At 38.8% G+C, this 24267-nt stretch carries 19 protein-coding genes and 1 pseudogene; 19 read left to right on the forward strand and 1 reads right to left on the reverse strand.

The window, feature by feature from the left end; genetic code table 11:
• The first annotated feature begins 11 nt into the window (after nt 1–11).
• The 12 genes from phoU (at nt 12) to MCQ_RS00535 (ending at nt 16162) form a co-directional block, all read left to right on the forward strand.
• Nucleotides 12–728, forward strand: coding sequence for a phosphate signaling complex protein PhoU (gene phoU / locus MCQ_RS00480; protein WP_006922880.1), 717 nt, complete (start codon nt 12–14; stop codon nt 726–728).
• Between the two features lie 608 nt (nt 729–1336).
• A complete protein-coding gene (locus tag MCQ_RS00485) occupies nt 1337–2188 on the forward strand; it encodes a cell wall hydrolase (RefSeq protein WP_006922882.1) in 852 nt (283 codons plus the stop codon).
• Nucleotides 2189–2220: 32 nt separating this feature from the next.
• Nucleotides 2221–3468, forward strand: coding sequence for an aminopeptidase (locus tag MCQ_RS00490; protein WP_006922884.1), 1248 nt, complete (start codon nt 2221–2223; stop codon nt 3466–3468).
• Nucleotides 3469–3526: 58 nt separating this feature from the next.
• Nucleotides 3527–4402 carry a bifunctional DNA-formamidopyrimidine glycosylase/DNA-(apurinic or apyrimidinic site) lyase gene (gene mutM, locus MCQ_RS00495; RefSeq protein WP_006922885.1) on the forward strand — a complete coding sequence of 292 codons (876 nt, stop codon included), beginning with the start codon at nt 3527–3529 and terminating at the stop codon, nt 4400–4402.
• Between the two features lie 75 nt (nt 4403–4477).
• Nucleotides 4478–5872 (forward strand): M20/M25/M40 family metallo-hydrolase, encoded by a 1395-nt coding sequence (locus MCQ_RS00500; RefSeq protein WP_006922887.1) that lies wholly within the window; start codon nt 4478–4480, stop codon nt 5870–5872.
• The gene (locus MCQ_RS00505; RefSeq protein ID WP_006922889.1) at nt 5865–6485 is read left to right on the forward strand and encodes a ribonuclease D; all 621 of its coding nucleotides are present in this window, start codon (nt 5865–5867) and stop codon (nt 6483–6485) included. The genes MCQ_RS00500 and MCQ_RS00505 overlap by 8 nt, the downstream gene beginning before the upstream one ends.
• Nucleotides 6486–7097: 612 nt before the next feature.
• On the forward strand, nt 7098–7418 hold the full coding sequence (locus MCQ_RS00510) for a hypothetical protein (protein WP_006922890.1): 321 nt from the start codon (nt 7098–7100) through the stop codon (nt 7416–7418).
• A gap of 1152 nt (nt 7419–8570) precedes the next feature.
• Nucleotides 8571–9404 (forward strand): outer membrane protein, encoded by an 834-nt coding sequence (locus tag MCQ_RS00515; RefSeq protein WP_006922892.1) that lies wholly within the window; start codon nt 8571–8573, stop codon nt 9402–9404.
• 338 nt (nt 9405–9742) lie between these two features.
• Nucleotides 9743–10579, forward strand: a complete 837-nt coding sequence (locus MCQ_RS00520; protein ID WP_006922894.1) for a porin — start codon at nt 9743–9745, stop codon at nt 10577–10579.
• Nucleotides 10580–10745: 166 nt separating this feature from the next.
• Entirely contained in the window at nt 10746–12212 is a 1467-nt protein-coding gene (locus MCQ_RS00525) for an outer membrane protein (RefSeq protein ID WP_006922897.1), read from the forward strand.
• Between the two features lie 251 nt (nt 12213–12463).
• Complete coding sequence (ileS, locus tag MCQ_RS00530) at nt 12464–15379, forward strand: isoleucine--tRNA ligase (RefSeq protein ID WP_006922898.1); 2916 nt, start codon at nt 12464–12466, stop codon at nt 15377–15379.
• Between the two features lie 201 nt (nt 15380–15580).
• Nucleotides 15581–16162: a hypothetical protein gene (locus MCQ_RS00535; RefSeq protein ID WP_006922899.1), complete on the forward strand. Its 582-nt coding sequence runs from the start codon at nt 15581–15583 to the stop codon at nt 16160–16162.
• Nucleotides 16163–16167: 5 nt separating this feature from the next.
• Here MCQ_RS00535 and MCQ_RS00540 read toward each other — a convergent pair whose 3' ends face one another.
• Nucleotides 16168–16614, reverse strand: a complete 447-nt coding sequence (locus tag MCQ_RS00540; protein WP_006922900.1) for a nucleoside deaminase — start codon at nt 16612–16614, stop codon at nt 16168–16170.
• A 278-nt stretch (nt 16615–16892) separates the two neighbouring features.
• Here MCQ_RS00540 and MCQ_RS00545 point away from each other — a divergent pair, with 278 nt between their 5' ends.
• The 7 genes and pseudogenes from MCQ_RS00545 to MCQ_RS00575 all read left to right on the forward strand — a co-directional run bounded on the left by MCQ_RS00545 (nt 16893) and on the right by MCQ_RS00575 (nt 24246).
• Nucleotides 16893–18296 (forward strand): pseudouridine synthase, encoded by a 1404-nt coding sequence (locus MCQ_RS00545; RefSeq protein WP_006922902.1) that lies wholly within the window; start codon nt 16893–16895, stop codon nt 18294–18296.
• Nucleotides 18277–18846, forward strand: coding sequence for a 16S rRNA (guanine(966)-N(2))-methyltransferase RsmD (rsmD, locus tag MCQ_RS00550; RefSeq protein ID WP_006922904.1), 570 nt, complete (start codon nt 18277–18279; stop codon nt 18844–18846). Before MCQ_RS00545 ends, rsmD begins: the two co-directional genes overlap by 20 nt.
• Nucleotides 18847–19438: 592 nt before the next feature.
• Entirely contained in the window at nt 19439–19702 is a 264-nt protein-coding gene (locus tag MCQ_RS09455; RefSeq protein ID WP_006922906.1) for an EVE domain-containing protein, read from the forward strand.
• Nucleotides 19703–19848: 146 nt separating this feature from the next.
• Nucleotides 19849–20037, forward strand: a complete 189-nt coding sequence (locus MCQ_RS00560) for a hypothetical protein (protein ID WP_006922908.1) — start codon at nt 19849–19851, stop codon at nt 20035–20037.
• Nucleotides 20038–20257: 220 nt separating this feature from the next.
• Nucleotides 20258–20708 (forward strand): annotated as a pseudogene (locus MCQ_RS00565) (SRPBCC family protein).
• Between the two features lie 1416 nt (nt 20709–22124).
• On the forward strand, nt 22125–23456 hold the full coding sequence (locus tag MCQ_RS00570; protein ID WP_035007627.1) for a TldD/PmbA family protein: 1332 nt from the start codon (nt 22125–22127) through the stop codon (nt 23454–23456).
• Nucleotides 23443–24246: a 3'(2'),5'-bisphosphate nucleotidase CysQ gene (locus MCQ_RS00575; protein WP_006922911.1), complete on the forward strand. Its 804-nt coding sequence runs from the start codon at nt 23443–23445 to the stop codon at nt 24244–24246. Before MCQ_RS00570 ends, MCQ_RS00575 begins: the two co-directional genes overlap by 14 nt.
• The last annotated feature ends 21 nt before the right edge of the window (nt 24247–24267 follow it).

Here is a 24267-nt window from a genome sequence, read left to right on the forward strand (position 1 = left end):
GAGTATAGGGCATGTCTATGAATCATACTGTCCGTTCTTACGATAGAGAACTAAACTATTTGGAAAAAAAAGTTATAGAAATGGGGTCTCATGCAGAACGAATGATTGAATGTTCTATAACATCGATTGTATGTGGTGATCTTCAGCTTGCTACTACAGTTATTGCTGATGATTTATTTTTAGATAAAGCAGAACGCGACATCAATGAAAAAGCGATTACCATTATTTGTAAACGCCAACCGATGGCTGTTGATCTGCGTGAAATTGTTGGAGCTATCCGCATTTCTTCTGATCTTGAACGGATTGGAGATATGGCCAAAAACATTGCTAAGCGAACGGTTGCTATTGCAGAAACACGTCAACCCAAAACTTTTTACTGTGGGCTTGAAACGATTACAGCTTTAGCACAAAATCAGTTAAAGGAGGTATTGGGTGCTTACACGAGTCGCTTATTGGATCGTGTTGATGCAGTACGTGAGCGAGATGGAAAAATTGATGCTCTGTATACCTCTCTTTTTCGTGAACTTTTAACTTATATGATGGAAGATATGCGCAATATTACGGTTTGTACGCATTTACTTTTTTGTATAAAAAATATTGAACGAATTGGTGATCATGTCACCAATATTGCTGAAACACTGCACTATATTATAACTGGTTACCATATGTCTTCTGATCGTCCTCGTGATGATCTTACATATAAAGTTGGAATAGATGAGAAAAAATAGATTAAAATTTTTTCTCAGATGCATAAAATGCTTTTGCGCTGGACAAAAGGAAGCATTGTGCATTTTATAAGCCGGAGAAGGATTTGATGTGCGCATGATGAGCGATGGAGAAAAAGCAAAGAGGTTTTTAAAAGCTGATATTGCGGATTTTTGTTAGGTAGTTTGGCATATTTTCATATCCGAGTGATGCCATCATTTACTTTTTAGTCGGAGGGAAAGCTTCTTTCTGATCATTTTGTTAAAATTCATAGCAAAGGGGATAGTCGTGTTAGGAGTTTCAGTATAGAACGCAAACGGTTTTAATCCCCAATCTTTTTTTTGTACAAATATTCAGATAGTTTTTTTGAGAAATTAGTATTTTGTTGCGAGTGAAGCGTGAGGGTTTATATTGTCTAGCTACATCTGATCATCAATAAGGGCAATATTGATTTAATTTGTACAGTAGATTAAGAATTTTTTATTTTTATTTTGCATAAATGCCTTTTCATTACTTTTTGTATTAAAATTTTACTAAGTCGTAACAATTAGTCGTATACTTTCTGTGAATATACATTTAAAACTTATTCAAATTTTGAATATTTCAAAGACATGGAAATATGTTGCATAAGATGAAAAAAAATCGTTGGACTTTTTTTGTTGCCTGTTGTGTAGCACCGTTGGTTATTGTCGGGTGTGCTTCAAATCATTTTGATGCTGGAAAAGTGAATGATAATAAGAAGACAGAAACAGTGATGTATCCATTGACAGAGCGCCAGTGTCTCATGCGTGCAATGTATTTTGAGTCAAATCGCACAAGTCGTGAAGGAATGATTGCAGTTGGAACGGTTGTTATGAATCGTGTTAATTCAACTGCTTATCCAAAGACGATTTGTGGTGTAGTTGGTCAGTATAAGCAGTTCGCTCCCGGTGTTTTAACGCGTCCTATGACGGAACCGGCATCTGTTGCTCGTGTTAAAGAGGCAGCTGATGCTGTTTTGCGTGGTGAACGGGATAAGAAAATTAAAAATGCCATGTTTTTTCATACTGCCGGTTTATCTTTCCCTTATAAAAACATGCACTATGTTCGTGTTGCGGGAGGCAATGCCTTTTATGAAAAGCGTGCGCGTGATGGATCGCTTCAGGTTCCTGCTAATAATCGCCCTTATGATGTTGCTTATGCTTTTGCCCAAGAACGTTCTGGCAATGTGCCGAATTTTATGGATGCAAGTTTAGAAAGTAAAGAAATAAAAGCAGAGGAAAGGCAAAATGTATCTCCTTCAATAGAGTTAGTGCAGGTGAAAAAAGCGCATACCGCACCTTTTATTATGGTACAGCTTGATAAAGTTCCTATTCCCGCATCTGCGCCTAATCGTACAGATAAGAAAGAGGAAAATAAATCGGTTGTGGCATATACTATGCCTTCCTCAGATCAGTTAAATGCAATTGTTGCAATGTTAGAAGAACGGTACAGAAGCCGGTAATCTTATTCATAATCCAACGAAGGGTATTGGTGATGTACTTTGATATTCATGAAACAATTTCACGTGAAGAGCTTAATCGTCTTGCAGAAATTACAGTAAAAGTTGGGCTGAATTTACAAGAGGGGCAGGATCTTGTTTTGACTGCTCCAGTTTCAGCATTACCTTTTGTTCGGCGTATTGCATATCATGCCTATAAGGTTGGTGCTGGTGTAATTACGCCACTTTTTAGTGATGATGTGTTATCGCTTACCCGTTTTGAAAATGCGCATATTTCTAGTTTTGATTGTGCTCCTTCTTGGCTTTATGAGGGAATGGCGAAGGCTTTTGGAAATGGGGCTGCGCGTTTAGCTGTTGTTGGTGATAATCCTTTTCTTCTTTCTAATCAAGACTCGAATAAGGTAGCGCGATTGAATAAGGCTACGTCAATGGCTTATCAGCCTGCTCTCAAAAAAATATCAAATTTTGTCATGAACTGGTCGATTGTTTCTTATCCAACGGCGGGATGGGCTGAGGCGGTATTCCCTTCTTTGCCGCTTAATGAGGCGATTAAGAGGTTAGCTGATGCAATTTTTTCTGCTTCACGTGTTACAGAAGAGGATCCGGTGCATGCGTGGAGTATACATAATGCAACTTTGAAGCAACGGTCATCTTGGCTTAATGAACAACGTTTTTCTGCTCTGCATTTTATCGGACCAGGTACTGATTTAACAGTTGGTTTGGCAGATGATCATGAATGGCATGGTGGTGCATCGGCTGCTCAAAATGGGGTTGTCTGCAACCCTAATATTCCGACAGAGGAGGTATTCACTACTCCCCATGCTTATAAGGTTGAAGGTTTTGTTCGTGCGACGAAGCCACTTTCTTATCAAGGAGCATTGATTGATAATATTGAGATGCGTTTTGAAGCAGGGCGTATTATTGATGCCCGTGCTTCAATGGGGCAGGAAGTTTTGCAAAAGGTTTTGCAAAGTGATGAGGGGGCGAGTCGATTAGGCGAAGTTGCTCTCGTTCCACATTCTTCACCGATTTCTAAGAGTGGACTCCTTTTTTATAATACATTATTTGACGAAAACGCTGCATGTCATATTGCATTAGGGCAATGTTACTCCAAGTGCTTTTTGGATGGAGCATCATTGACAGCAGAAGAGATTGCAGCGCGTGGCGGTAATAAAAGTGTGATACATATTGACTGGATGATTGGATCAGGTGAAATTGACATAGATGGTATTACGCAAGATGGTGCAAAAGTTCCTGTTTTTCGTAAGGGAGAGTGGGCTTAATATCATTGTATTATTCAATAACACTTTATTTTCCAATGTGTAATCATTAAGAAAATGAATGCCTGAACTTCCTGAAGTAGAAACGGTTCGTCGTGGACTTGAGCCGGTTGTAACTGGTGCCAAGATACTATCTGTCACGCTTAATCGTAGAGATTTGCGTTTTCCTTTTCCAGAGGCGTTTTCTGAGCGACTTATGGGCAGGACAATCATGGAACTTAATCGACGTGCAAAATATTTATTGTTTCATCTTTCACAGGATGAAACAATTTTAAGTCATTTAGGAATGTCAGGGTCGTGGCGCATAGAGGATAAGCTGTTAGGAAAACAATATTTTCCTATGGGCAAATTGGTTGCGCATGATCACCTTGTAATGAATATTCAAGCGACAAGCGGTAAAGTTTATCGTCTCACTTATAATGATTCTCGTCGTTTCGGGTTTATACTTTTAGCAGATACAGACAGGCTTTATGAGCATCCGCTTTTAAAGAAGTTAGGACTTGAGCCTATGAGTCATGCATTTTCTGGTCGTTATTTACAAAAGGCTTTTGTTAATAAGAAATCATCGCTTAAAGCAGCTTTGCTTGATCAGTCAATTGTTGCGGGTCTTGGGAATATTTATGTTTGCGAAGCGCTTTGGCGTAGCCAACTGTCACCACAGCGTGGTGCATTTACATTGGCACTGAAAACTGTAATTGCACGCGAATTTGCAGATTCCTTAGCATACAATATACGCAATGTGATTACTGAAGCGATTTCTTCTGGTGGGTCTTCTTTACGTGATTATATTCATACAGATGGCTCACTTGGTTATTTTCAACACGCTTTTTCAGTTTATGGACGAGAAGGCAAGGAATGTTTGCAATGTGGAATGCCTATTGTACGTATTGTGCAGTCTGGGCGTTCAAGCTTTTACTGCTTACAGTGTCAAAAATAAATAAGATGTCTTGCAAAATCCTACAAGAGGCTTAAAGTCATTTATACAATTTTGTTAAAACTGAAAGTTTTTTTTATGCTTAATAAAGTACTAACCCATCTTGATCAGAATATAGAAAAGAGCCTTGAACGCCTTTTTTCTCTTTTACGTTTTCAATCAATTTCTACAGACTCGGCTTATAAGGATGAGTGTCGTAAAGCAGCTGATTGGTTAGTAGAGGATTTAAGAAGCATTGGCTTTGAAGCTTCACGTTGTGATACACCAGGGCATCCAATGGTTGTTGGGCATCATCCAGGACCTTCAGAGAATTGTCTGCATGTGTTGTTTTATGGACATTATGATGTTCAACCTGTTGATCCACTGAGTTTATGGGAGGATGATCCATTTACACCTTCTTTAAAAGAAAGAAATGGAGAAAAAGTTATTTGTGCTCGTGGAGCTTCAGATGACAAAGGTCAGCTCATGACTTTTATTGAAGCATGTCGTGCATTTAAGCAAGAAACGGGGCAGCTTCCTGTCAAAGTTACTATTTTATGCGAAGGTGAAGAAGAGAGTGCTTCTCCTTCTCTTATACCTTTTTTAAAAGCAAATAGGGATGAATTGAAAGCTGATTGTGCATTGGTTTGCGATACAGGGATGTGGGATACAGATACACCAACTGTTTCTGTTGCTCTTCGGGGGATTCTGGCAGAAGAGGTTACAATTACTGCTGCTAATCGTGATTTGCATTCGGGTGCTTTTGGAGGAGCAGCAGCCAATCCCATTCGTATTTTAACTAAGATTCTAGCAGGACTTCATGACGAAAATAATAGGGTAACGCTTCCTGGCTTTTATGATGGAGTAGAAGAAACACCTCCACATATTTTGCAATCATGGAATGAGCTTAATTGCAATGCTGAAAATTTTCTTGGTCCTATTGGGCTTTCCATCCCTTCTGGTGAAAAAGGACGGAGCATTTTAGAGCTCATATGGACGCGGCCTACAGCAGAAATTAATGGTATTAGTGGTGGCTATGAAGGAGAAGGGGTAAAAACGGTTATTGCCTCTCAAGCGAGTGCAAAAGTATCTTTTCGTTTAGTACACAAGCAAGATCCAGAGAAAATACGTCAAGCTTTTCGTGATTATGTACGTAGTCTACTTCCTGCAGATTGTACAGTTGTATTTCAGAATCATGGTGCTTCTCGAGCAATTCAGCTTCCCTATAATTCTCCTTTTATCGAAGCAGCTAAGGATGCTTTATCACAAGAGTGGGGCAATCCGGCTTTATTAACGGGCATGGGTGGTTCAATTCCGATTGTTGGAGATTTTAAATCAATTCTTGGCATGGAAAGTGTTTTGGTTGGTTTTGCACTAAATGATGACTGTATTCATTCACCTAATGAAAAATATAATCTAAAATCGTTTCATAAAGGGCAACGCTCTTGGGCGCGTATTCTTGTGGCTTTAGCAAATAGGAGGGTAAATGACTGAGATCCGCGTTCATCAAGGTGATTTACCAAACTTAGATAATTATCAAATTGATGCTGTTGCGATTGATACTGAAACTTTAGGATTACAACCGTGCCGTGATCGTTTATGTGTTGTTCAGCTCTCTTCTGGAGATGGTACTGCTGACGTTATACAGATTGCCAAAGGACAAAAAAGTGCTCCCAATTTGGTTAAATTGCTTGAAGATAAGACAATTACCAAAATATTTCATTTTGGGCGTTTTGATCTTGCTATTTTAGCGCATACATTTGGTGTTATGCCAGATGCCGTTTTTTGTACAAAGATTGCGTCAAAACTCACGCGTACCTATACTGATCGCCATGGATTAAAAGAAATTTGTAGTGAACTGCTAAATGTTAATATTTCTAAGCAGCAACAGTCTTCAGATTGGGCAGCAGAAGTTTTATCGCGTGCGCAAATTGAATATGCTGCGTCAGATGTTTTATATTTGCACCGTTTAAAAGATGTGTTTGAAGAGCGTTTAAAGCGTGAAGAACGGGAAAATGTTGCAAAGGCATGTTTTGAATTTTTGCCGATGAGAGCAAAACTTGATCTTTTAGGTTGGTCTGAGATTGATATTTTCGCGCATAGCTGAGATTAACAACAAGTTTTTAATCTCAGAGTGTGGAGATATTGATACCACAGAATAAAATGCCCATAGTTCATGGGCATTTACATTTTTTCTTTCACCTATTTTGATTGCTACATTTTATGACAAAATCCTTATGGAGATAGGGTGAGAACTCTTTAATTTGAGGAATGCACAATAACAAAGTACATTTACGCAGATGTGCTTTTTGATGTTTATAACTGTCTTTGTTTTCTAATATTAGACAAGAAAAGAGACAGGCAATTGTATCGGCGATGGTAGCAGAAAATACGAATAAGAGTATACTTTCTATGAATGCTGTCGAGATTGTATTAGGTATACGAAGTGGAATGTTCTTGCTAGAGAGTATTTTGGTAAACATCGGTTTAGTTTGTTTTATATGTGATGGTGCATTGTTTTCTTTATAAGATACAAAACGGATGTTTTTCGTGTTGATATAGCTTAAATTTTCTATCTATTTAAAAATTAAAGTGCTAAAAACCTTTGTTTTTGGGGGATTTTCCCCCTTTTCTATTTTAAGCGTATCATTTTTTATGGAAGTTTGAACAGAGCGCACTATGTAAAATCCATTATGGATATTTATATGGAGATAGATCTATGAAAATGATGTATTTGATTACAGCTTATGCTACTTTTGCTTCAATCTCTGTAGCACAGGCAGCGAGTTTTATGGTTACTCAAAAGTTTGTAGAGGGAGTTTCTTCTTCTAAAAGTTTTTTTGCTGATGCACAGATTAACAATCCTTTATGTGAAGCTTTACGAGAGAAATTTTCTTCTCTTGGTAATAATCAAAAGGAACCAGCTGTTCAGTTGGTACCTGTAGCGTCTTCGTCTCAAAAAAGAAGAGGATCTGGTCAAGGAAGAGGAAGAGGAAAAGGACGACCAAGCCTATTTATGCGCAGTCCGATGAGTTTTTAGTAAGCTAAAGAAGCCAATATTAAGGTCTTGTATTTACTCTCGGTCATGAGTGAAATGAGGAGAATATGAGTGTTTGCTAACTTAAAAGTGGGGTGTTGGCAGTGTTTATTTGCGCTTTAGTTGTGAGGGTGCTTTTGTTGTGACTGAGGGTATCATTCATGTAAGATACAGATACTCCGATTGCGATCAAATGATGCGTGAGGGTGATGGCAAAGCAGAGTACAGAATCTCTTCATTTGTATGTGGCAATCAGGAGATTTTAGTTTATTAGTGATTTAACACATTGCTTTGTATGTGGTGATAAGTTTTTTATTTTTTGTATCAGGGTGTGTTATTTTTACTAAAAATTTTAAAGCTGACTTCTGTTTTTTCGGAGAGAATGGGGGGTAATCAGCATTGCACTTGAAGATTTCGGCAAGAGCTTCTCATTTAGTAGGAGTTTATACTTCAGTTTTCTGGCGTGAGAGGCAGTTTTATGCAAGTTTCAACGTTTATCTGGGAGAGTTGACGAGGTTTTGCTAGGGTTTATCCAATAAGAGTCGACAAAAGAGATGGCAAACCATTATGCAAGACTGTGCAGACGTTCTAAAAAAGATTTTCTAGAACGTTAGCAAAAGCAGAAAATAAAAGAGGTACGACTATATTTCAAAAAAAATAAATGCGTAAAAAGTCCCATTGTTTAAAAAATTGTTTAAAAAATCGATTGGGAAGAAGACCAGTTTTTATGACGTTTTGTGTTGTTCATAATGGAGTTTATACATGGATACGTTTTTTTCATTTGTGAGATAACAATCGAAGAGGCCACATTAATTGCATAAGGTAATGCCGTGGTTAAAGCTAAAGCCGTTGCTTGTGTACATGTGGTGTGCTTTGCATTTTGCAATGATTGACAGTGTTATTATACACGCAGAGGGGTTTTGTTTAGACTTTTTGAGAAAATTCATAAAGAACAGCATTGAATTTGATGAGATTATAATCTGCAACAGCATAATTTACAAATTCTCATTGTATGGCAAATCAAATGACTAAGAGGGGAATGATTTGGTAGATTTCTTGTTTTTTTTATGGGTGTATCATTTTTACTACAGATATCTATAGTTGTAGCTCTATATGAGATCGTGTGTTCAAATATTCAGCTATGGAGAGAAAATTATGAATATAAAATGGTTAATAACGGCTTCTGCTTTCGCTTTTGTTTCAGCTTCAGTAGCGCAGGCAGCGGATGTTATTATTTCCCCTCAGCCTACACCAGTTACTCCAGTTATTATTCCTTCCACTTTTTCTTGGACAGGTTTTTATCTTGGTGGCCAGATTGGGAGTTTTTCCAGTAAAACGAAAATGGATATTCTTAGTAATGGAAAAACTATTCCAGTGGATGATGATTTTTTACCTAAACTGTCAGGTTTTATGGGTGGTCTTTATGCTGGTTCCAATGTTGATCTTGGCAATGGTCTTATTCTGGGTATTGATACAGATATCATTTGGACCGATAAAAATGATACGAAGACGGGGAAAGTATATAGTATTGAGCAACAGCACATACCATATATTAAAAAGATGCTGGACGAAGCTGGGATTAAGATTGGTGAAAAAATACTCCAAGCTGGTAATAAACGCGTAAGCAGTTTCACTTTTAAAGAAAAGTGGGCTGGTGCTACGCGGGTACGTATCGGTTTTGCTGCTGAGCGCATTATGCCTTATGTTGCTGGTGGTATTGCTTATACACAGCTTCAAGATATCGCATCAGTATCCATAACAGACAAGAATACAGGTAAAGTAATTGCTTCTGGTAATTTGTCTGATGAAACAAAAACATTTGTTGGCTACACTCTTGGTGCGGGTGTTGATTTAGCAATGACCAATAATGTTATTATACGGGCGGAATATCGTTACTCGGATTTTGGTAAAAAGAAATACTCAAACGATAAATATGAAACTTCTCATAAAACCAATGATTTCCGTGTTGGTGTGGCTTACAAATTTTAACTTATTATAAGCTTAAATTAAGAAGAGGCTGCGTCTTTGGCGAAGCCTCATTTGTTTTTATGTTGCTATATTATCACATACTTCATAATTATTATACATGCCGAATGTTTTTATTCGTCGATTTTGATAAAAGGAAACTCGCAAATAAAAAGCATGAACTTAATTGTAAATTCAATGATTTCAGTAAGATAACTTATAATCTCTAGTGCAAAACTCAATTATTAAAAGGCTTTGTTTTTGAACGGAGTTTCTATTTTGTATAACTGTGTTATTTTTACTACAGATTTTTTTCGTCAAGGTGTATAGCATTGTGTCATAAAATATAAGGAGCAAAATTTATGAATATAAAATCTTTAATGACGACCTCTGTTATCGCTTTGATTTCAGCTTCTGCAGCACAGGCTGCTGATGTTATCGTTCCACATGAAGTAGCGCCAGTTATTACTGCCCCTACTTTTTCTTGGACAGGTTTCTATATTGGTGGTCAAGTTGGGAACTTTTCGAGTAAGGTTGAGATAACTGATCCAGCTACAAAAAATAAACTTCTCACTAAAGATGAAACACCTCAGCCTTCAGGTTTCATGGGTGGTATTTATGCGGGTTCTAATGTGGATCTTGGAAATGGTCTCATTCTAGGTGTTGAAACCGATGCAGTTTGGGCTGACAGAGGAGAAACAAAAACGATCTCTGTTTTTAGCGGTAATAGCTCTGAGACCTCTAACGCAGGTGCTAGTCAGACTCCTAACGCAGGTGCTGAAGAGAAGAAGTCTATCAGCCTTAAGACAACAGCTTTAGTGGATGCTAAGATTAAGAACAATTTTACTTTTAAAGAAAAATGGTCTGGTGCTACGCGGGTACGTGTTGGTTTTGCTGCTGCTGATCGCATTCTGCCTTATGTTGCTGGTGGTATTGCTTATGCACAGATGCAAGGTATTGCTACAGTTTCAGGAAAAGATGCATCCGGTAAAACCGTTTCTACTAAAGAATCTGATAAAACCATGACAATGGTTGGTTTCACCATTGGTGGTGGTGTTGATTTCGCTATGACTGATAATGTTCTGTTGCGTGCGGAATACCGTTACTCAGATTTTGGTAAAAAGAAATTTGAAAAAGATGATGCTGAATTCCACTACAAGACCAATGATTTTCGTGTTGGCGTAGCTTACAAATTCTAATTGAGCACAAAGCTAACTGATTAGTATAAAATTAGATTACTAAGAGGCCCTGTCTTTGACAGGGCCTCTATTTTTTGTGAATTTTTATAAATGTGCTATTTTTGCTACAGATATTTTAAAATAGATGTCCTATATATAATCCGTTTTGTATATTTGGAGATAACTTATGAACACGAAACGTTTAATATCAGCTTCTATTTTTGCTTTAATATCAGCTTCTGCTGCACAGGCAGCTGATGTGATGGTTCCTCATCAGCCAGCACGAACTATTCAGTCAGCTGTTGTAGTTCCTAATTTCACATGGACAGGTTTTTATTTTGGTGGCCAGGCTGGTGGTTTTTCGAGTAAAACTGATATGGGTTTTGTTGGTAAGGACAAAACTATTCCACTAAGTAAAGATTGGTCCCCTAAACTTTCAGGTTTTCAAGGGGGTCTTTACACAGGTGCTAATATTGATCTTGGCGATAATTTCATTTTTAGTATCGATACGGATTTAAGTTGGGCTGGACAAAAACACACAAAAACGATCACTTTAAGCGGGGCTGATAATGCTTCAGTAGACAATGTGGTAACAAGATCTCGTAGATCAGCACGGTCACTATCAGGACAGTCAGCAAGAACCACTACAGCAGGAACCACTACAGCAGGAACCACTACAGCAGGAACCACTACAGCAGGATCTTCCTCAGCAGCAACTGCTCCAGCAGCAACTGCTCCAGCAGCAACTGCTCCAGCAGCAACTGCTCCAGTAGCAACTCCCTCAGCAGCAACTCCCTCAGCAGCAACTCCCTCAGCAGGAAATACTCCAGCACCAAAAAAGCCAGCAGAAGCGAAGCCAGCAGCAACTAAGCCAGTAGCGGTCAAATCGGAAGCAGTAACGAAATCGGAAGCGGGAAGGAGCTTAGCAAGTAGCCGGATATTATTAGCACCAGCACCAGCACCAGCAGCAGCACCGGCAGCATCCGGGGTACCATCTTCTGGTTCAGCGGCGGGTAGTGCAGATGGGGCAAGAGTAGTTGCTCATGGTCATAATGGTGCATCTAATGGCGGTGGACATGGTGCTCATCCACATGGTATGTCTCATGGAGCTGGACATGGTGGGGCGACTAATCCACATGCTTCTAATTCCCATGCTGCACATAATGTGGCTGGACGCAGTGCGCAAGGTACACAAGCTAAAGATGAGAACGGTACGAGTGTCTATGGTATAGAGCAAGTGAAGAATGAGATCGCTGGTCTGGGTTTGAATCAAGATGGCAACGTTGAAACTGTAAGCCATACTTTAAAACAAAATTGGGCTGGTGCTACACGGGTGCGGATAGGTTTTGCTGCTGATCGCATTATGCCTTATATTGCTGGTGGTATTGCTTATACACAGCTTCAGGATACAGTATCGATATCGTTTAAGAAACAGAGTGAAGAAACAATTTCTTCTAAGGACTTAATCGATGAAAAAAAGACAATGATTGGTTATACTATTGGTGGTGGTGTTGATTTTGCAATGACCGACAATGTTTTGTTGCGTGCGGAATACCGTTACTCAGACTTTGGTAAAAAGAAATTTGCAAAGGAAAAACTTGAAATTAGCTACAAGACCAATGATTTCCGTGTTGGTGTAGCTTACAAATTCTGATTTTTTTGTAAGAGACTTTTTAAGAGGCTCCGCCAATGGTGGGGCCTTTATTTTTTTAAGAGAATCATTTTTAGGTTTCCTTTCTTGATAGTTTCATGATAAAGCCCATGAAATATAATGATATATTTTCTTGATCGCTGCTAATACGAATGATTGGCTTGGCTTTTCCCATAGATCAAAAAACCAGAGTTGCAGGGTTCAGGGAAGTTATGCGAGAATGAAATCGTAAAAGTGGACAGGAATATTTCACAATGACTGTGAAAAATGAAACAATAGATTATTCAAAAACTCTTTATCTACCACAAACTAATTTTCCTATGCGTGCGGGCCTGCCACAAAAAGAGCTTGAACTGATGGCACGATGGGAAGATATGGGGCTTTATGCTCTATTGCGCCAGCAAGCAAAAGATCGTCCACTTTACATTCTTCATGATGGTCCCCCTTATGCAAATGGCCATATTCATGTCGGCCATGCTTTGAACAAAGTTTTAAAAGATGTAATTGTCCGTTCATTCCAAATGCGTGGTTTTAACGCAAATTACGTCCCTGGTTGGGATTGTCATGGTCTTCCGATTGAATGGAAAATTGAAGAAAAATATCGTGCACAAGGAAAAAATAAGGATGATGTACCCCTTAACGAATTTCGTCAAGAATGTCGAGAGTTCGCTCAATATTGGATAACTGTTCAAAGTGAAGAATTTAAACGTCTTGGTGTTGTCGGAGATTTTAACACTCCCTACACCACAATGGCTTTTCATGCAGAAGCACGCATCGCTAGTGAATTGATGAAATTCGCTATGTCAGACCAGATTTATCGTGGTTCAAAGCCTGTAATGTGGTCTGTAGTTGAGCGCACGGCTTTGGCTGAGGCAGAAATTGAATATCATGATCATGAATCAGAGGTTATTTGGGTTAAATTTCCTGTTATTGAAGTCGATTCTAGTGACTTATATGGTGCTTATGTCGTAATTTGGACCACGACTCCATGGACAATTCCTGGTAATCGTGCGGTGAGCTATTCTTCGCAAATTTCTTACAGTGTTTACGAGGTTGAAAGTGCGGAAAATGATTTTGGTCCTCAAGCTGGGGAAAAGCTTCTTTTTGCTGATGCGTTGGCGATGAGTTGTGCAGAAAAAGCAAAACTTGTTTTGAAACATTTGCGTGTTGTTTCTGCTGATGAGCTTAAAACGCTCTTTCTTTCTCATCCATTAAAAGGCTTAGCTGGAGGTTATAATTATAAGATTGCGATGCTTGATGGTTCGCATGTAACAGAAAGTGCTGGTACAGGTTTTGTTCATACAGCGCCCAGCCATGGGCGTGAGGATTTTGAAATTTGGAATGCCTATAAACCTCTATTAGAGCAGGCGGGTATTGATTCATCTATACCCTTTCCTGTTGATGATGCTGGTTTTTATACGAAGGATGCTCCTGGTTTTGGTCCAGATCGTAAAGAGGGCGCTGTGCGCGTTATTGATGATAATGGAAAAATGGGTGACGCTAATAAAGAGGTTATTAATGCTTTAATTAAAGCGAATCGATTGTTTGCACGCGGTCGCTTAAAACATTCTTATCCTCATAGTTGGCGTTCGAAAAAGCCTGTTATTTTTCGTAATACACCGCAATGGTTTATTTCAATGGATAAAGATCTTGGCGATGGTTCAACCCTACGCAGTCGCGCGTTGGAGGCTGTTTCGATGACGCGTTTTGTGCCCTCTTCTGGTCAAAATCGTTTGGCTTCTATGATAGCAGATCGCCCCGATTGGGTCCTTTCTCGTCAGCGTGCTTGGGGCGTTCCGATTTGTATTTTTGCGAATGAGGATGGTGTTGTTCTTAAAGATGAGCGAGTGAATGAGCGTATTTTGCAGGCTTTTGAAGCAGAAGGGGCAGATGCATGGTTTGCGGAAGGAGCGCGCGAACGTTTTTTAGGTGAACGCGCGCATGAGTCTTGGATTCAGGTTCGTGATATTCTTGATGTTTGGTTTGATTCTGGAGCGAGCCATAGCTTTGTATTAGAAGATCGGGATGATTTGAAATGGCCTGCTGATATTTATTTTGAAGGATCTGATCAGCATCGCGGGTGGTTCCAGTCTTCTCTTTTAGAAAGCTGTGGGACGCGTGCTTCTTCACCTTATAAGGCGGTGATTACACACGGTTTTACTTTGGATGAAAATGGCAAGAAAATGTCTAAATCTTTGGGGAATACAGTTGTTCCGCAAGAGATCATTAAAACTTCTGGTGCTGATATTTTTCGTCTTTGGGTGATGACAACTGATTATTGGGAAGATCAGCGTTTAGGCAAAAAAATCCTTCAGACGAATGTGGATTCGTATCGTAAATTACGCAATGCAATTCGTTGGATGCTTGGAACTCTAGCACATGATGAAGGAGAAAAAATATCTTATTGTGCACTGCCAGATCTTGAAAAATTGATATTACATCGTCTTTTTGAACTCGATCAGTTGATTAATCGAGCCTATGACGAATTTGATTTTAAGAAGATTATGCGTGCATTGTTGGATTTTTCGATCACGGAGTTATCAGCATTTTATTTTGATATTCGCAAAGACTCTCTTTATTGTGATGCACCTTCATCAAAAAAACGTAAAGCTTCTTTGCAAGTTGTTCGTGAGATTTTTGAGCGAATGGTAACATGGCTTGCTCCAATGTTGCCTTTTACCATGGAAGAAGCATGGCTGGAACGTTATCCAGAAAGTCAATCGGTGCATTTAGAGCAATTCCGCCCTGTACCAGGGGAATGGAAAAATGAATCTTTAGCTGAGCGTTGGAAAAAAGTTCGGCAGGTTCGTAAAGTTGTGACGGGTGCTTTAGAGCTAGAACGTGCTGACAAACGTATTGGATCATCTTTAGAAGCGGCACCTATTGTTTTTATTTCTAATCCGGTTTTGCTGGAGGCTTTAGAAAATTTGGATATGGCAGAAATTTGTATTACCAGTGCTCTAACAATTACTGAGGATGTACCGCCTGCGGATGCTTTTATTCTAAGCGATGTTGAAGGCGTTGGTGTATATCCAGGTAAGGCTTTGGGGACAAAATGTGCTCGATCATGGCGTTATACACAAGATGTTGGAAGCGATCCCGCTTATCCTGATGTATCTGCTCGCGATGCGGCTACTTTGCGGGAGTTACACATGCTTGGCAAAATTTAAAAGTTTTGCATCAGGGAGGAAAAATCCAAGATTGTAAACAGCGTTTTAGCGTTCAGATTCTGTCATTGATGCGTAAGGTCTTTTATGGTAGGGGTAGGCTCCGTTGTTTTATCTTTGGGGGGTAATTTTCTATGTGGGGATTGATCTCCAGTAAATTGCGGGAATATCTATCAGCCAGATACTTAGAAAAATGGATAAGCAGTGAAAAAACGTGAAGTAAAAATATTTTCAACAAGCATTTTGGGCGTGTGCCTTATCTTAACGGGATGCGGTTTATCTGCTCCTACCTATGGTACAGGTAAGCCGGCTTCCTTGCAATTTTTTGAAGATGTCGCTAACATTACTTCGTTAACGCCGACAAACAACACTAGCCAGCTTGTTATGAAATCTCGTCCAAAACTTGTAATGCCAAGCCCTGGTTCACGGGTAATTTTACCACTACCTCAACAAGATGTAACACAGGCTGGATCTTTTGGTGGAACAGCAACACTAAAGCAACATCCTGACAGAGGCAGCGTTTCTGTTTTCCCCCAAAAAGTATCATCTATTGATGGTTCAGAAAATGTTTCACGGTTGAATGCGGAGCAACGGCAAGAATATTTACGTCGTCAGAGAGCACACGTTGGAAGCCCAGAGTATCGTCGGTATCTTACTGAACCTCCTTTAAGTTATCGTCAGCCGGCAAGGACTGCGCCTGTTGGCCAACAAGGTAAAGACGAAGCATTGAAAGAGCGGGAGAGAAAAAGCACTTCGAAAAGGGGCTCTGGCAAAAAGAGCTGGTAGCCTTTTTAACGCCGCTTTTGTGCAAAAAAGTTTTTAAGCAGTTGAGCAGCTTCTTTTTCCTTGAAGCCAGAATAGACTTCAGGTTTGTGATGACAAGTTGGCTGTTGATATAGGCGTGGACCATGTTCGATAGCACCACCTTTGGGATCACTCGTTGCGTAATAGAGGCGTCGTATCCGTGCAAATGAAATAGCTGCTGCACACATAGCACAAGGTTCAAGCGTTACATAAAGGTCGCAATCAGGAAGCCTTTCACTTTGGAGTGCTTCACAGGCTATACGGATAACCCGCATTTCTGCGTGTCCCGTAGGATCATGTGGGGTTTTTGTATAATTACCAGCGCGTGCAATGATTATTGTTCCACGTGTTATGACTGCTCCGACAGGGACTTCCTCTTTTTTTTCTGCTAATTGTGCTTCTAAAAGAGCTATTTCCATAGGAGTTAAAGTCATCGTGTTTTTTCTACTTGAAATGTAGTGCCCAAAGGCTCTTTTTTATAGTGAGATACTTTTATAGTGAGATACTGTAAAGTAAGTAAGCTATTACCATGTCAGAAGGTACCATAGCTTTTTTAAAGTGTTTAAAACTGACTTGCAAGTAATAGGTATATTATTGCTGTCAAAGGATAGAAAATGATCAATGATTGTGCTACTCCCCCTTACAAGGTAAGCAATATAGTGCGTGTAAAAAGTTTGCTGAATGTACTGGAAAAAAATGGTGTGAAAAGCAAATGAATGACAAAAATGAGAGTGAGCGGATTGCTAAAAGATTAGCGCGTGCTGGTGTTGCGTCACGGCGTGATGCAGAAATGATGATTGTGGCAGGTCGTATTGTTGTTAATGGCACAGTTGTGACGACGCCTGCTTTTAACGTTACACGCTCTGATATTATTACAGTTGATGGTAAACCTTTATCTCCTATAGAACGAACACGGTTATGGCTTTACCATAAGCCGGCAGGACTTGTCACCACAACCCGTGATCCTGAAGGTAGGCCGACAGTATTTGACAATTTGCCGAAAGGAATGCCACGTGTCCTTTCTGTCGGCAGGCTTGATATTAATACAGAAGGGCTTTTGTTGCTCACCAATGACGGTGGACTAGCGCGTGTATTAGAGCTTCCGTTGACGGGCTGGGTGCGTAAATATCGGGTTCGTGCTCATGGAAGAGTGAAACAGAGCGCGCTTGATAACCTTAAAAATGGCATTGCAATTAATGGTATTTTCTATGGTTCGATTGAGGCATCGATTGAACGTGAACAAGGGGCGAATGTGTGGCTTTCTGTGGCTTTGCGTGAAGGAAAAAATCGTGAAATAAAGAATGTTTTGGGTGCATTAGGACTATCAGTTAATCGTTTGATTCGTGTATCTTATGGTCCATTTCAGCTCTCTGATTTAGAAGAGGGAGCAGTTCGTGAGTTAAAAGGGCGGATGTTACGTGATCAATTGGGAGAGCGTTTAATTATGCAAGCCAATGCAGATTTTGATGCTCCTATTCTCAAGCCATTTTCAAATTCTGCAGTTTTTCCGGAAAAACGAAGTCATAAAGATCTTGCTGTCACGAATGATGGATGGATTTTTTCAAGTGGGAGAGATGTACAGCGCAGACAGAGAGGCGGCTCTCTTGAGCGCGGTCGAGCACGATTGAGCACAAAGTCTGATGAAAAATTTATGCGAAAAGATAAAAACGAGGGTGAAAAAGCAGAGCAATTTTTGCCTCGTTCTCGGCGTTCTAATGTTTGGATGGCTCCTGGCGCACGTCCGCAGAGTACGCGTAAGAAGTCTTTCTATAGTGAGGATAATTCTCGTGGTCATAAAAGCGATTTGTCTGGTAGAAGAACTTTCCATAGAGGTAAGGAAAAGCCATTAGAAGACCGGTTTAAAAAAGATAAGGGCATTAATTTTGATAAAAAACGTGGCAAAACATCTTATGGTGCGGTGCGTATTTCTGGTAAGAAAGATTGTTTTTCTAATAAAGAAGGGAAGGTTATTAAAGAGGGGCATGAAGGGCGCCCCTTTGAGTATAAGAGAAAGACGAAATCATTTGATGGTGTCATGAAGAAATCTAAACCGTATGGCAGTGGTGTAAAAACATCGAAGCCATTTGGAGGATCGCGTGCGAGTCATCGGCGGTAAATTTGCTGGACGTGTTTTGTTTTCGCCTATTGATCAGTCGATTCGCCCAACGAGTGATCGTACGCGCGAAAGCCTTTTTAATATTCTTTCTAGCCGAGAAGAACAATTTTGGACCAATAAACGTATCCTTGATCTTTTTTCTGGGACTGGTGCTTTAGGCATAGAAGCTCTATCGCGTGGTGCAAAAGCTGCTGTTTTTGTTGAAAATTCAGTTGAGGGGCGTGGATTAATTCAAAAAAATATTGAATTGTTGGAATTACAAGGGTTTGGGCGAATTTTGCGTCGTGATGCAACTAAACTTGGCAGTATTGGAACAATGCTTCCATTTGATGTTATCTGTGCGGATCCTCCTTATGGCCATTGTTTAGGTGAGCGTGCTTTTGTAGAGGCTTTGAAAGGGGGGTGGGCAAAAGCTGATACACTTTTCGTGCTTGAAGAAAAGAAAGAAGCAATTATTCATTTACCTGATGTATTTTATCTAGATGATGAACGTTTTTATGGTGAGACAGCAATACGTTTCTATAAACTGCGATCATGTTCTCAGACTTGAGAAAGTTTTCATTTTATCCGATAGGATAAAAAAATTATTCTGTACAGTTTTTTCATGCACACTTTATTTTAGAGCGGTTTGCTTTGTGAACGTGAATTACGGAGAAAAAACCGTAAAATTTTATCTTTTCATCAAAGATTCTTAGGATCATACCGCATAAAGTTGTTTTTTCATATATTTCTGTTTCTCATAATAGGCTTTCTATGTCTTATACTTAAAAAATGCAGCAAGTATATGAATGAGATGGTTGGTAATGATGGTAATGTATCTCTTTATATTAGAAAGGAAAGCACTGGAGGAGAGATAACTTCTTGAAAACACTCTTTACTAACCCTGAATTTACGCTTAATTCAATAGCGGGTTGTATATTCTCTTCTTTAAGGATGTATATTTTACTCCTCATTTTAGGTTCAACTTTTTTCGATCATATAGGTTATTAACTACCTAATCAATAATTGAGAAATTAATCCACTTGGCTTGGTTGTGTATTTTCAATGGTGCAGAGTAGACGGCTTTGTTATACATAAATTTAAAAAAGATATTTCACGTAGTGTAAAAAATATCGCTTGTTTTGTGAAAGAGTAAATACACAATGAAACATTGGGCAGCGGTGATTTTGCGGGCCTACGCACGCCTTGCAGCCGAATTTGGTTTTCTTCAAGTCTGTCACGGTAAAGCCGCCCCCCTTCGACAAACATCTAAGGGAGATGAAGTCTTCATTTACTGTCCACGCAATGAAATGGGTACAGGACAAAACCTTCAAACAATAGAATTTCAGTGTGTGTTTACAGGTAATCACATTTATCAAGTAGAGCAAGCTCCTCATTTTTACCATTTCGAAAAAATATCATTTTAAATAAACAAGCACAACCTGTTATTTTAAAAGACAATGAAGGAATTGAATTTCTGATCAACCCTCATTGAGGGATGTTAGCGCGATGAGTTTTTTTGAAATTACGGCTTACGATGCAATTCTAATTCGCGAAGCAATGGGGATTTTTAATGGCTAATTATTCATCTATTTCTGCTATTTTTGATCAGGTGTCTAAAAAAGATTTCTTCAAAAAACTTGAATGGTCCTATTTAATTAAAGCATGGTCTAAAATAATTGATTGGCATCAACTAACTCGCCACAAAGTTTTATTAAAATTATCAGGATTAGATGGATTGGAGTCTTTGCTTATTACATGAGGAAAGTGGAAAAAACGTATTTTTATTTATGCTAAGAAAATTATAGAGAAGTTATACAATCTAGATTTTTAAAATATGATAAAAAAAATAATTTATGTATATGTTATAGACCTATATACAAGCTAGAAATTGTAAGTGTAGTGAGAAGAAGATTACTGAATTTGCATTGCCCTTTAATGTATTTAAACGTAAATTATTTGAAAAAAAATAGGGGGGACTAATGTTTAAATGGACGTATAGCGAAGAAATTAATACAGAAGCAAGTGCTGAGCAAATTTGGGCTCTGTGGGAAGATGTGGCAACTTGGCCTTGTTGGGATAAAGAACTTGAGTTGGTAGAACTTTCTGGTGTTTTCAAAGCAGGAGCTGTAGGGAAAATGAAGCTTAAAAAAGGACCGAAAGTAACCTTTACACTTGATAAAGTTATTAAAAATCTTTGTTTTTCTGATTATGCTAAACTTCCTCTTACGCGCATGATTTTTGATCATGAGTATATTGGTTCAACGAAATCTAGTTCTTCAAACAATAGAATTCGTCATACTGTAAATATGTCTGGCTTATTTGCTCCCTTAATATGGGGTCATTATTGGATCGAAAATTAAATTACACCTTCGTGATGCAATGCTTGAAATGAGCCGTCGTGCTCTTACTAAAAATAAAACGCTTCTATAGTTACATTTATTCACGAAGAAAATTGATATTTGTCAAAAAGGAGATGATGCAGCGGTTATAGTCCGCATTAGAACTAAGTCTTGGAATCTTTGGTGACAAACCAATTGTATCTGCGAAGTATTTTTCAGTTATTCATTTAAATCTAATAATGCCATAATATGGGATCAATTCTACATTAAAGCTTTTATAGAAATCAAAGCTTATAAACTCCTTTTTTCGTTGAGATTAAGAGAGTTGTGGATCGTTAATTGTTGTTTTATAAGAGTTTATAAAGCCAAAAGATTCCTTCTTTGGTACTTTTTTGAAAGTACAGTTTGAAAGCTTCTAGATAATAAATAAGCTGAATATCTATACCACAAAGATTGATCTGACTCCGCTAGATATATCTGTTAAAAAACATTGTTTTTTATGTGCACAGATGTTTCGTTATTGGAAAATACCTCTGTAGTTGTGAAAAAAATTGTGAACTATGATTCTTCTAAAATTAGTTGCGTGGATGCTGTTATTTGTAATTTGAATCGAAGGAGAGATGTAATATTTGAGACTCTTCTAAAAATTTTAATTCTCTATCATCCATTTATGATAACATGGCACTAAAATCGTCATTTCAATAAAATGCTGGGGGGAAACGTGTCAATGTTTAAAGCAAGATCTTTCTAGCAATTTTGAATTTGTGTTTTGAGGAGAGGAAGTTGATTAGGCTTTTCTGTTTAATGATAAAGTGGCCTATTAATTATGGCGCATAAGATAAGACAATATCGTACTGTTTATATCCTATAAGATAGCATCAAGAGAGAATATTATAATCTAATTTATTTTTGATAGATGTAAAATAAAGTAATTGGCGATAGTATTATTGATATCCATTCAGAGTTAAAGAAATTTATGGCTGCTGATCTCGGTAAAATTATCACGAAAGAAGATATTTTTTATTTTGTTTATAGTTTATTTCATTCATAAGATTCGTATTTGTGATAAGAGAGCTCGTAAAAGAAAAATGGATCCTACAAGAGTTAAATTATTTCCTTATACTTGTTTATAAATTAAAGAATGCTATTGGAGGAATAACGTGAGGATTGGTTTAGCCTTCCGTAGCTGAAGGAGAGGAGGTTTAGAACATTCTTTGGTTATTTGAGTGGTTGAGAGTTTTAAAGCTAATGTCAATTGCATGATCTTCTATTGGTTGGATTGTAAGTGCAGATTTTGATCGTGGAATGACAAAAGTGAATTGGAAAGGCTTAAGTCAAAAAAAATACAACATATTGTGCTTTTTCAAAAAGAGAAATTTCTCACTTCATTGAAAAAAAGAGTGCATGAATAGTGCATAATTTTTATCAATGAGCATGTGAGTGTTATATTTTTGTATAGATTGGCTAATTTTATCAATATGAACGATTAATATTTGAGGGAGCTATGATGGCTGACAAGGACCAAATAGATAAAGCCGCTTCGTTAATTGAATCGGCAAGGCGTTCTGGAGCAGATGCTGCTGATGCTGTTATTATTCACGCGCATTCTACCCGTGTATCGGTTCGTTTGGGAAAAGTTGAATCGACAGAAGCTTCGGAAAGCGATGATTTTACATTGAGGGTTTTTGTTGGGAGGAAAGTAGCAAGTGTTTCTGCTAATTTAGCGGCTTATCCGCAGGAACTAGCAGAACGTGCTGTTGCGATGGCTAAAGCTTCTCCAGACAGTTTATTTGAAGGTTTGGCAGATAAAGAGTATTTGGCTACGCATCCTAAAGATCTTGATCTTTTTGATAATTTTGTTCCGGACAGTCATTTTTTAACGGAAGATGCTTTGAAAATGGAAGCAGCAGCACTTGATGTTAAAGGGGTAAGCAATTCTGGTGGATCTGCAACCTCTTATGGCCGTAGTGGATTTGTTCTTGTGACCAGTGATGGTTTTTGTGGGGCCTATCGCTCTAGTTATTTTTCACGTTCTTGCAGTGCGCTTGCTGGGGAGGGGACGGCGATGGAGCGAGATTATGATTACACAACGGCCTTACATTTTTCTGATTTGGAAGCACCTGAAACGGTAGGCAGGAATGCAGGATTAGGTGCAGTTCGACGTTTAGGTGCAGTTCGTGCTGCTACTGGGGGGATTGATGTTATTTTTGATCCGCGTACGGCTCGAGGAATTGCTGGGCATATCGCATGTATGGTGAATGGAGCATCTGTAGCGCGTAAGACGAGTCTTTTACAAAATTTCATGGGTAAATCAGTGATGAAATCTGATGTGAATGTGACAGATCAGCCTTTGCGATTGCGTGGGAATTCTTCTCGTCCTTTCGATGGGGAAGGAGTAGAGGGGCAAACATTAAATATTATTGAAAATGGTGTTTTGAAAAATTGGCTTCTTTCCTCATCTTCAGCGCGTGAATTGGGGCTTAAAACCAATGGTCACGGTGTGCGTTCGGCGTCGTTAGTTCAGCCGGCAAGTACAAATTTTGCTATTGAACCAGGTTTGATATCGCCTCACGATATGATAAAAAGTTTGCAGAGTGGTTTTTATGTTACAGAATTATTTGGACACGGTATTGATTTTGTTACCGGCCAATATAGTCGTGGCGCTTCCGGTTTTTGGATTGACAACGGTGAAATTTCTTATCCGGTAAATGAAGTAACGCTAGGTTCTGATTTACTCCATATGTTAGCACATTTAACACCTGCGAGCGACATTGATCGGCGTTATGGTACAGCGGCTCCGACATTGTTAATTGAAGGGATGACACTTGCAGGAAAATAAGACGCATCATTCTTCTGACCTAAACCTTTTGCTTGATGTTTGTCGACAGGCAGGGGATTTAGCAATGGAATATTTTGGATGTGAATTGGACGTTTGGATTAAAGATGGCAATTCACCGGTCAGTGAGGCGGATTTTGCAGTTGATCATTTTTTGAAGGAAAAACTTCTTGGAGCACGTCCAAATTACGGATGGATTTCAGAAGAAACAAAAGATGATCGCGGGGAAAAGGTCTATGAACGCTACTTTGTGGTTGATCCTATTGATGGGACTCGTGGTTTTCTTTCTGGCAGTATCTATTGGTGTATTTCGATTGCCATTATTGAAAATGGGCGTCCTATCGTAGGTGTTTTGCAATGTCCGGCTCAGGGAGATGTTTATGCAGCTGTTACTGGTGAAGGGGCGACATTAAATGGCAGAGAGCTTCCTCTTTTAGAATCTGAGGTTAATCACAAATATAGGGTTTCGCTTGATAAATCGCTAGCTCAAAAATTGCCGGATGATTTTTGCAATCAAGTCAGTTTTTACCAATACATTCCCTCCCTTGCGTATCGTATTGTTCTTGTTGCCCAAGGTGAGGTCGATATAGTGTTGGTTCGTCCGAATTGTCATGCGTGGGATATTGCCGCTGCTGATCTTATTTTGCAGGAATGTGGGGGATGTTTTCTATCACTTGATGCATCTTTTATATCTTACGGAATTGAACCTTATCAATATGGACTATTAGTTGCTGGTAAAAATAATTGCTGTCAAAATATGATAGATGTTGTTCGTCAAGCAAAGTTAGTTTAATCACATAAAAGCGCGCTAAAA

The sequence above is a fragment of the Candidatus Bartonella washoeensis Sb944nv genome, from assembly GCF_000278135.1.
In the GTDB taxonomy this organism is placed as follows: Bacteria; Pseudomonadota; Alphaproteobacteria; order Rhizobiales; family Rhizobiaceae; genus Bartonella; species Bartonella washoeensis.

Excerpts from the sequence above, each read along its gene's own strand:
- MCQ_RS00485 (WP_006922882.1), top strand. The coding sequence starts at position 1,337 with ATGAAAAAAAATCGTTGGACTTTTTTTGTTGCCTGTTGTGTAGCACCG.
- MCQ_RS00570 (WP_035007627.1), top strand. The coding sequence starts at position 22,125 with ATGGCTGACAAGGACCAAATAGATAAAGCCGCTTCGTTAATTGAATCG.
- MCQ_RS09455 (WP_006922906.1), top strand. The coding sequence starts at position 19,439 with ATGAAACATTGGGCAGCGGTGATTTTGCGGGCCTACGCACGCCTTGCA.
- MCQ_RS00505 (WP_006922889.1), top strand. The coding sequence starts at position 5,865 with ATGACTGAGATCCGCGTTCATCAAGGTGATTTACCAAACTTAGATAAT.
- MCQ_RS00545 (WP_006922902.1), top strand. The coding sequence starts at position 16,893 with ATGAATGACAAAAATGAGAGTGAGCGGATTGCTAAAAGATTAGCGCGT.
- MCQ_RS00515 (WP_006922892.1), top strand. The coding sequence starts at position 8,571 with ATGAATATAAAATGGTTAATAACGGCTTCTGCTTTCGCTTTTGTTTCA.
- MCQ_RS00525 (WP_006922897.1), top strand. The coding sequence starts at position 10,746 with ATGAACACGAAACGTTTAATATCAGCTTCTATTTTTGCTTTAATATCA.
- phoU (WP_006922880.1), top strand. The coding sequence starts at position 12 with ATGTCTATGAATCATACTGTCCGTTCTTACGATAGAGAACTAAACTAT.
- MCQ_RS00540 (WP_006922900.1), bottom strand. The coding sequence starts at position 16,614 with ATGACTTTAACTCCTATGGAAATAGCTCTTTTAGAAGCACAATTAGCA.
- MCQ_RS00500 (WP_006922887.1), top strand. The coding sequence starts at position 4,478 with ATGCTTAATAAAGTACTAACCCATCTTGATCAGAATATAGAAAAGAGC.
- MCQ_RS00510 (WP_006922890.1), top strand. The coding sequence starts at position 7,098 with ATGAAAATGATGTATTTGATTACAGCTTATGCTACTTTTGCTTCAATC.
- mutM (WP_006922885.1), top strand. The coding sequence starts at position 3,527 with ATGCCTGAACTTCCTGAAGTAGAAACGGTTCGTCGTGGACTTGAGCCG.
- MCQ_RS00520 (WP_006922894.1), top strand. The coding sequence starts at position 9,743 with ATGAATATAAAATCTTTAATGACGACCTCTGTTATCGCTTTGATTTCA.
- MCQ_RS00560 (WP_006922908.1), top strand. The coding sequence starts at position 19,849 with ATGGCTAATTATTCATCTATTTCTGCTATTTTTGATCAGGTGTCTAAA.
- MCQ_RS00490 (WP_006922884.1), top strand. The coding sequence starts at position 2,221 with ATGTACTTTGATATTCATGAAACAATTTCACGTGAAGAGCTTAATCGT.
- ileS (WP_006922898.1), top strand. The coding sequence starts at position 12,464 with ATGACTGTGAAAAATGAAACAATAGATTATTCAAAAACTCTTTATCTA.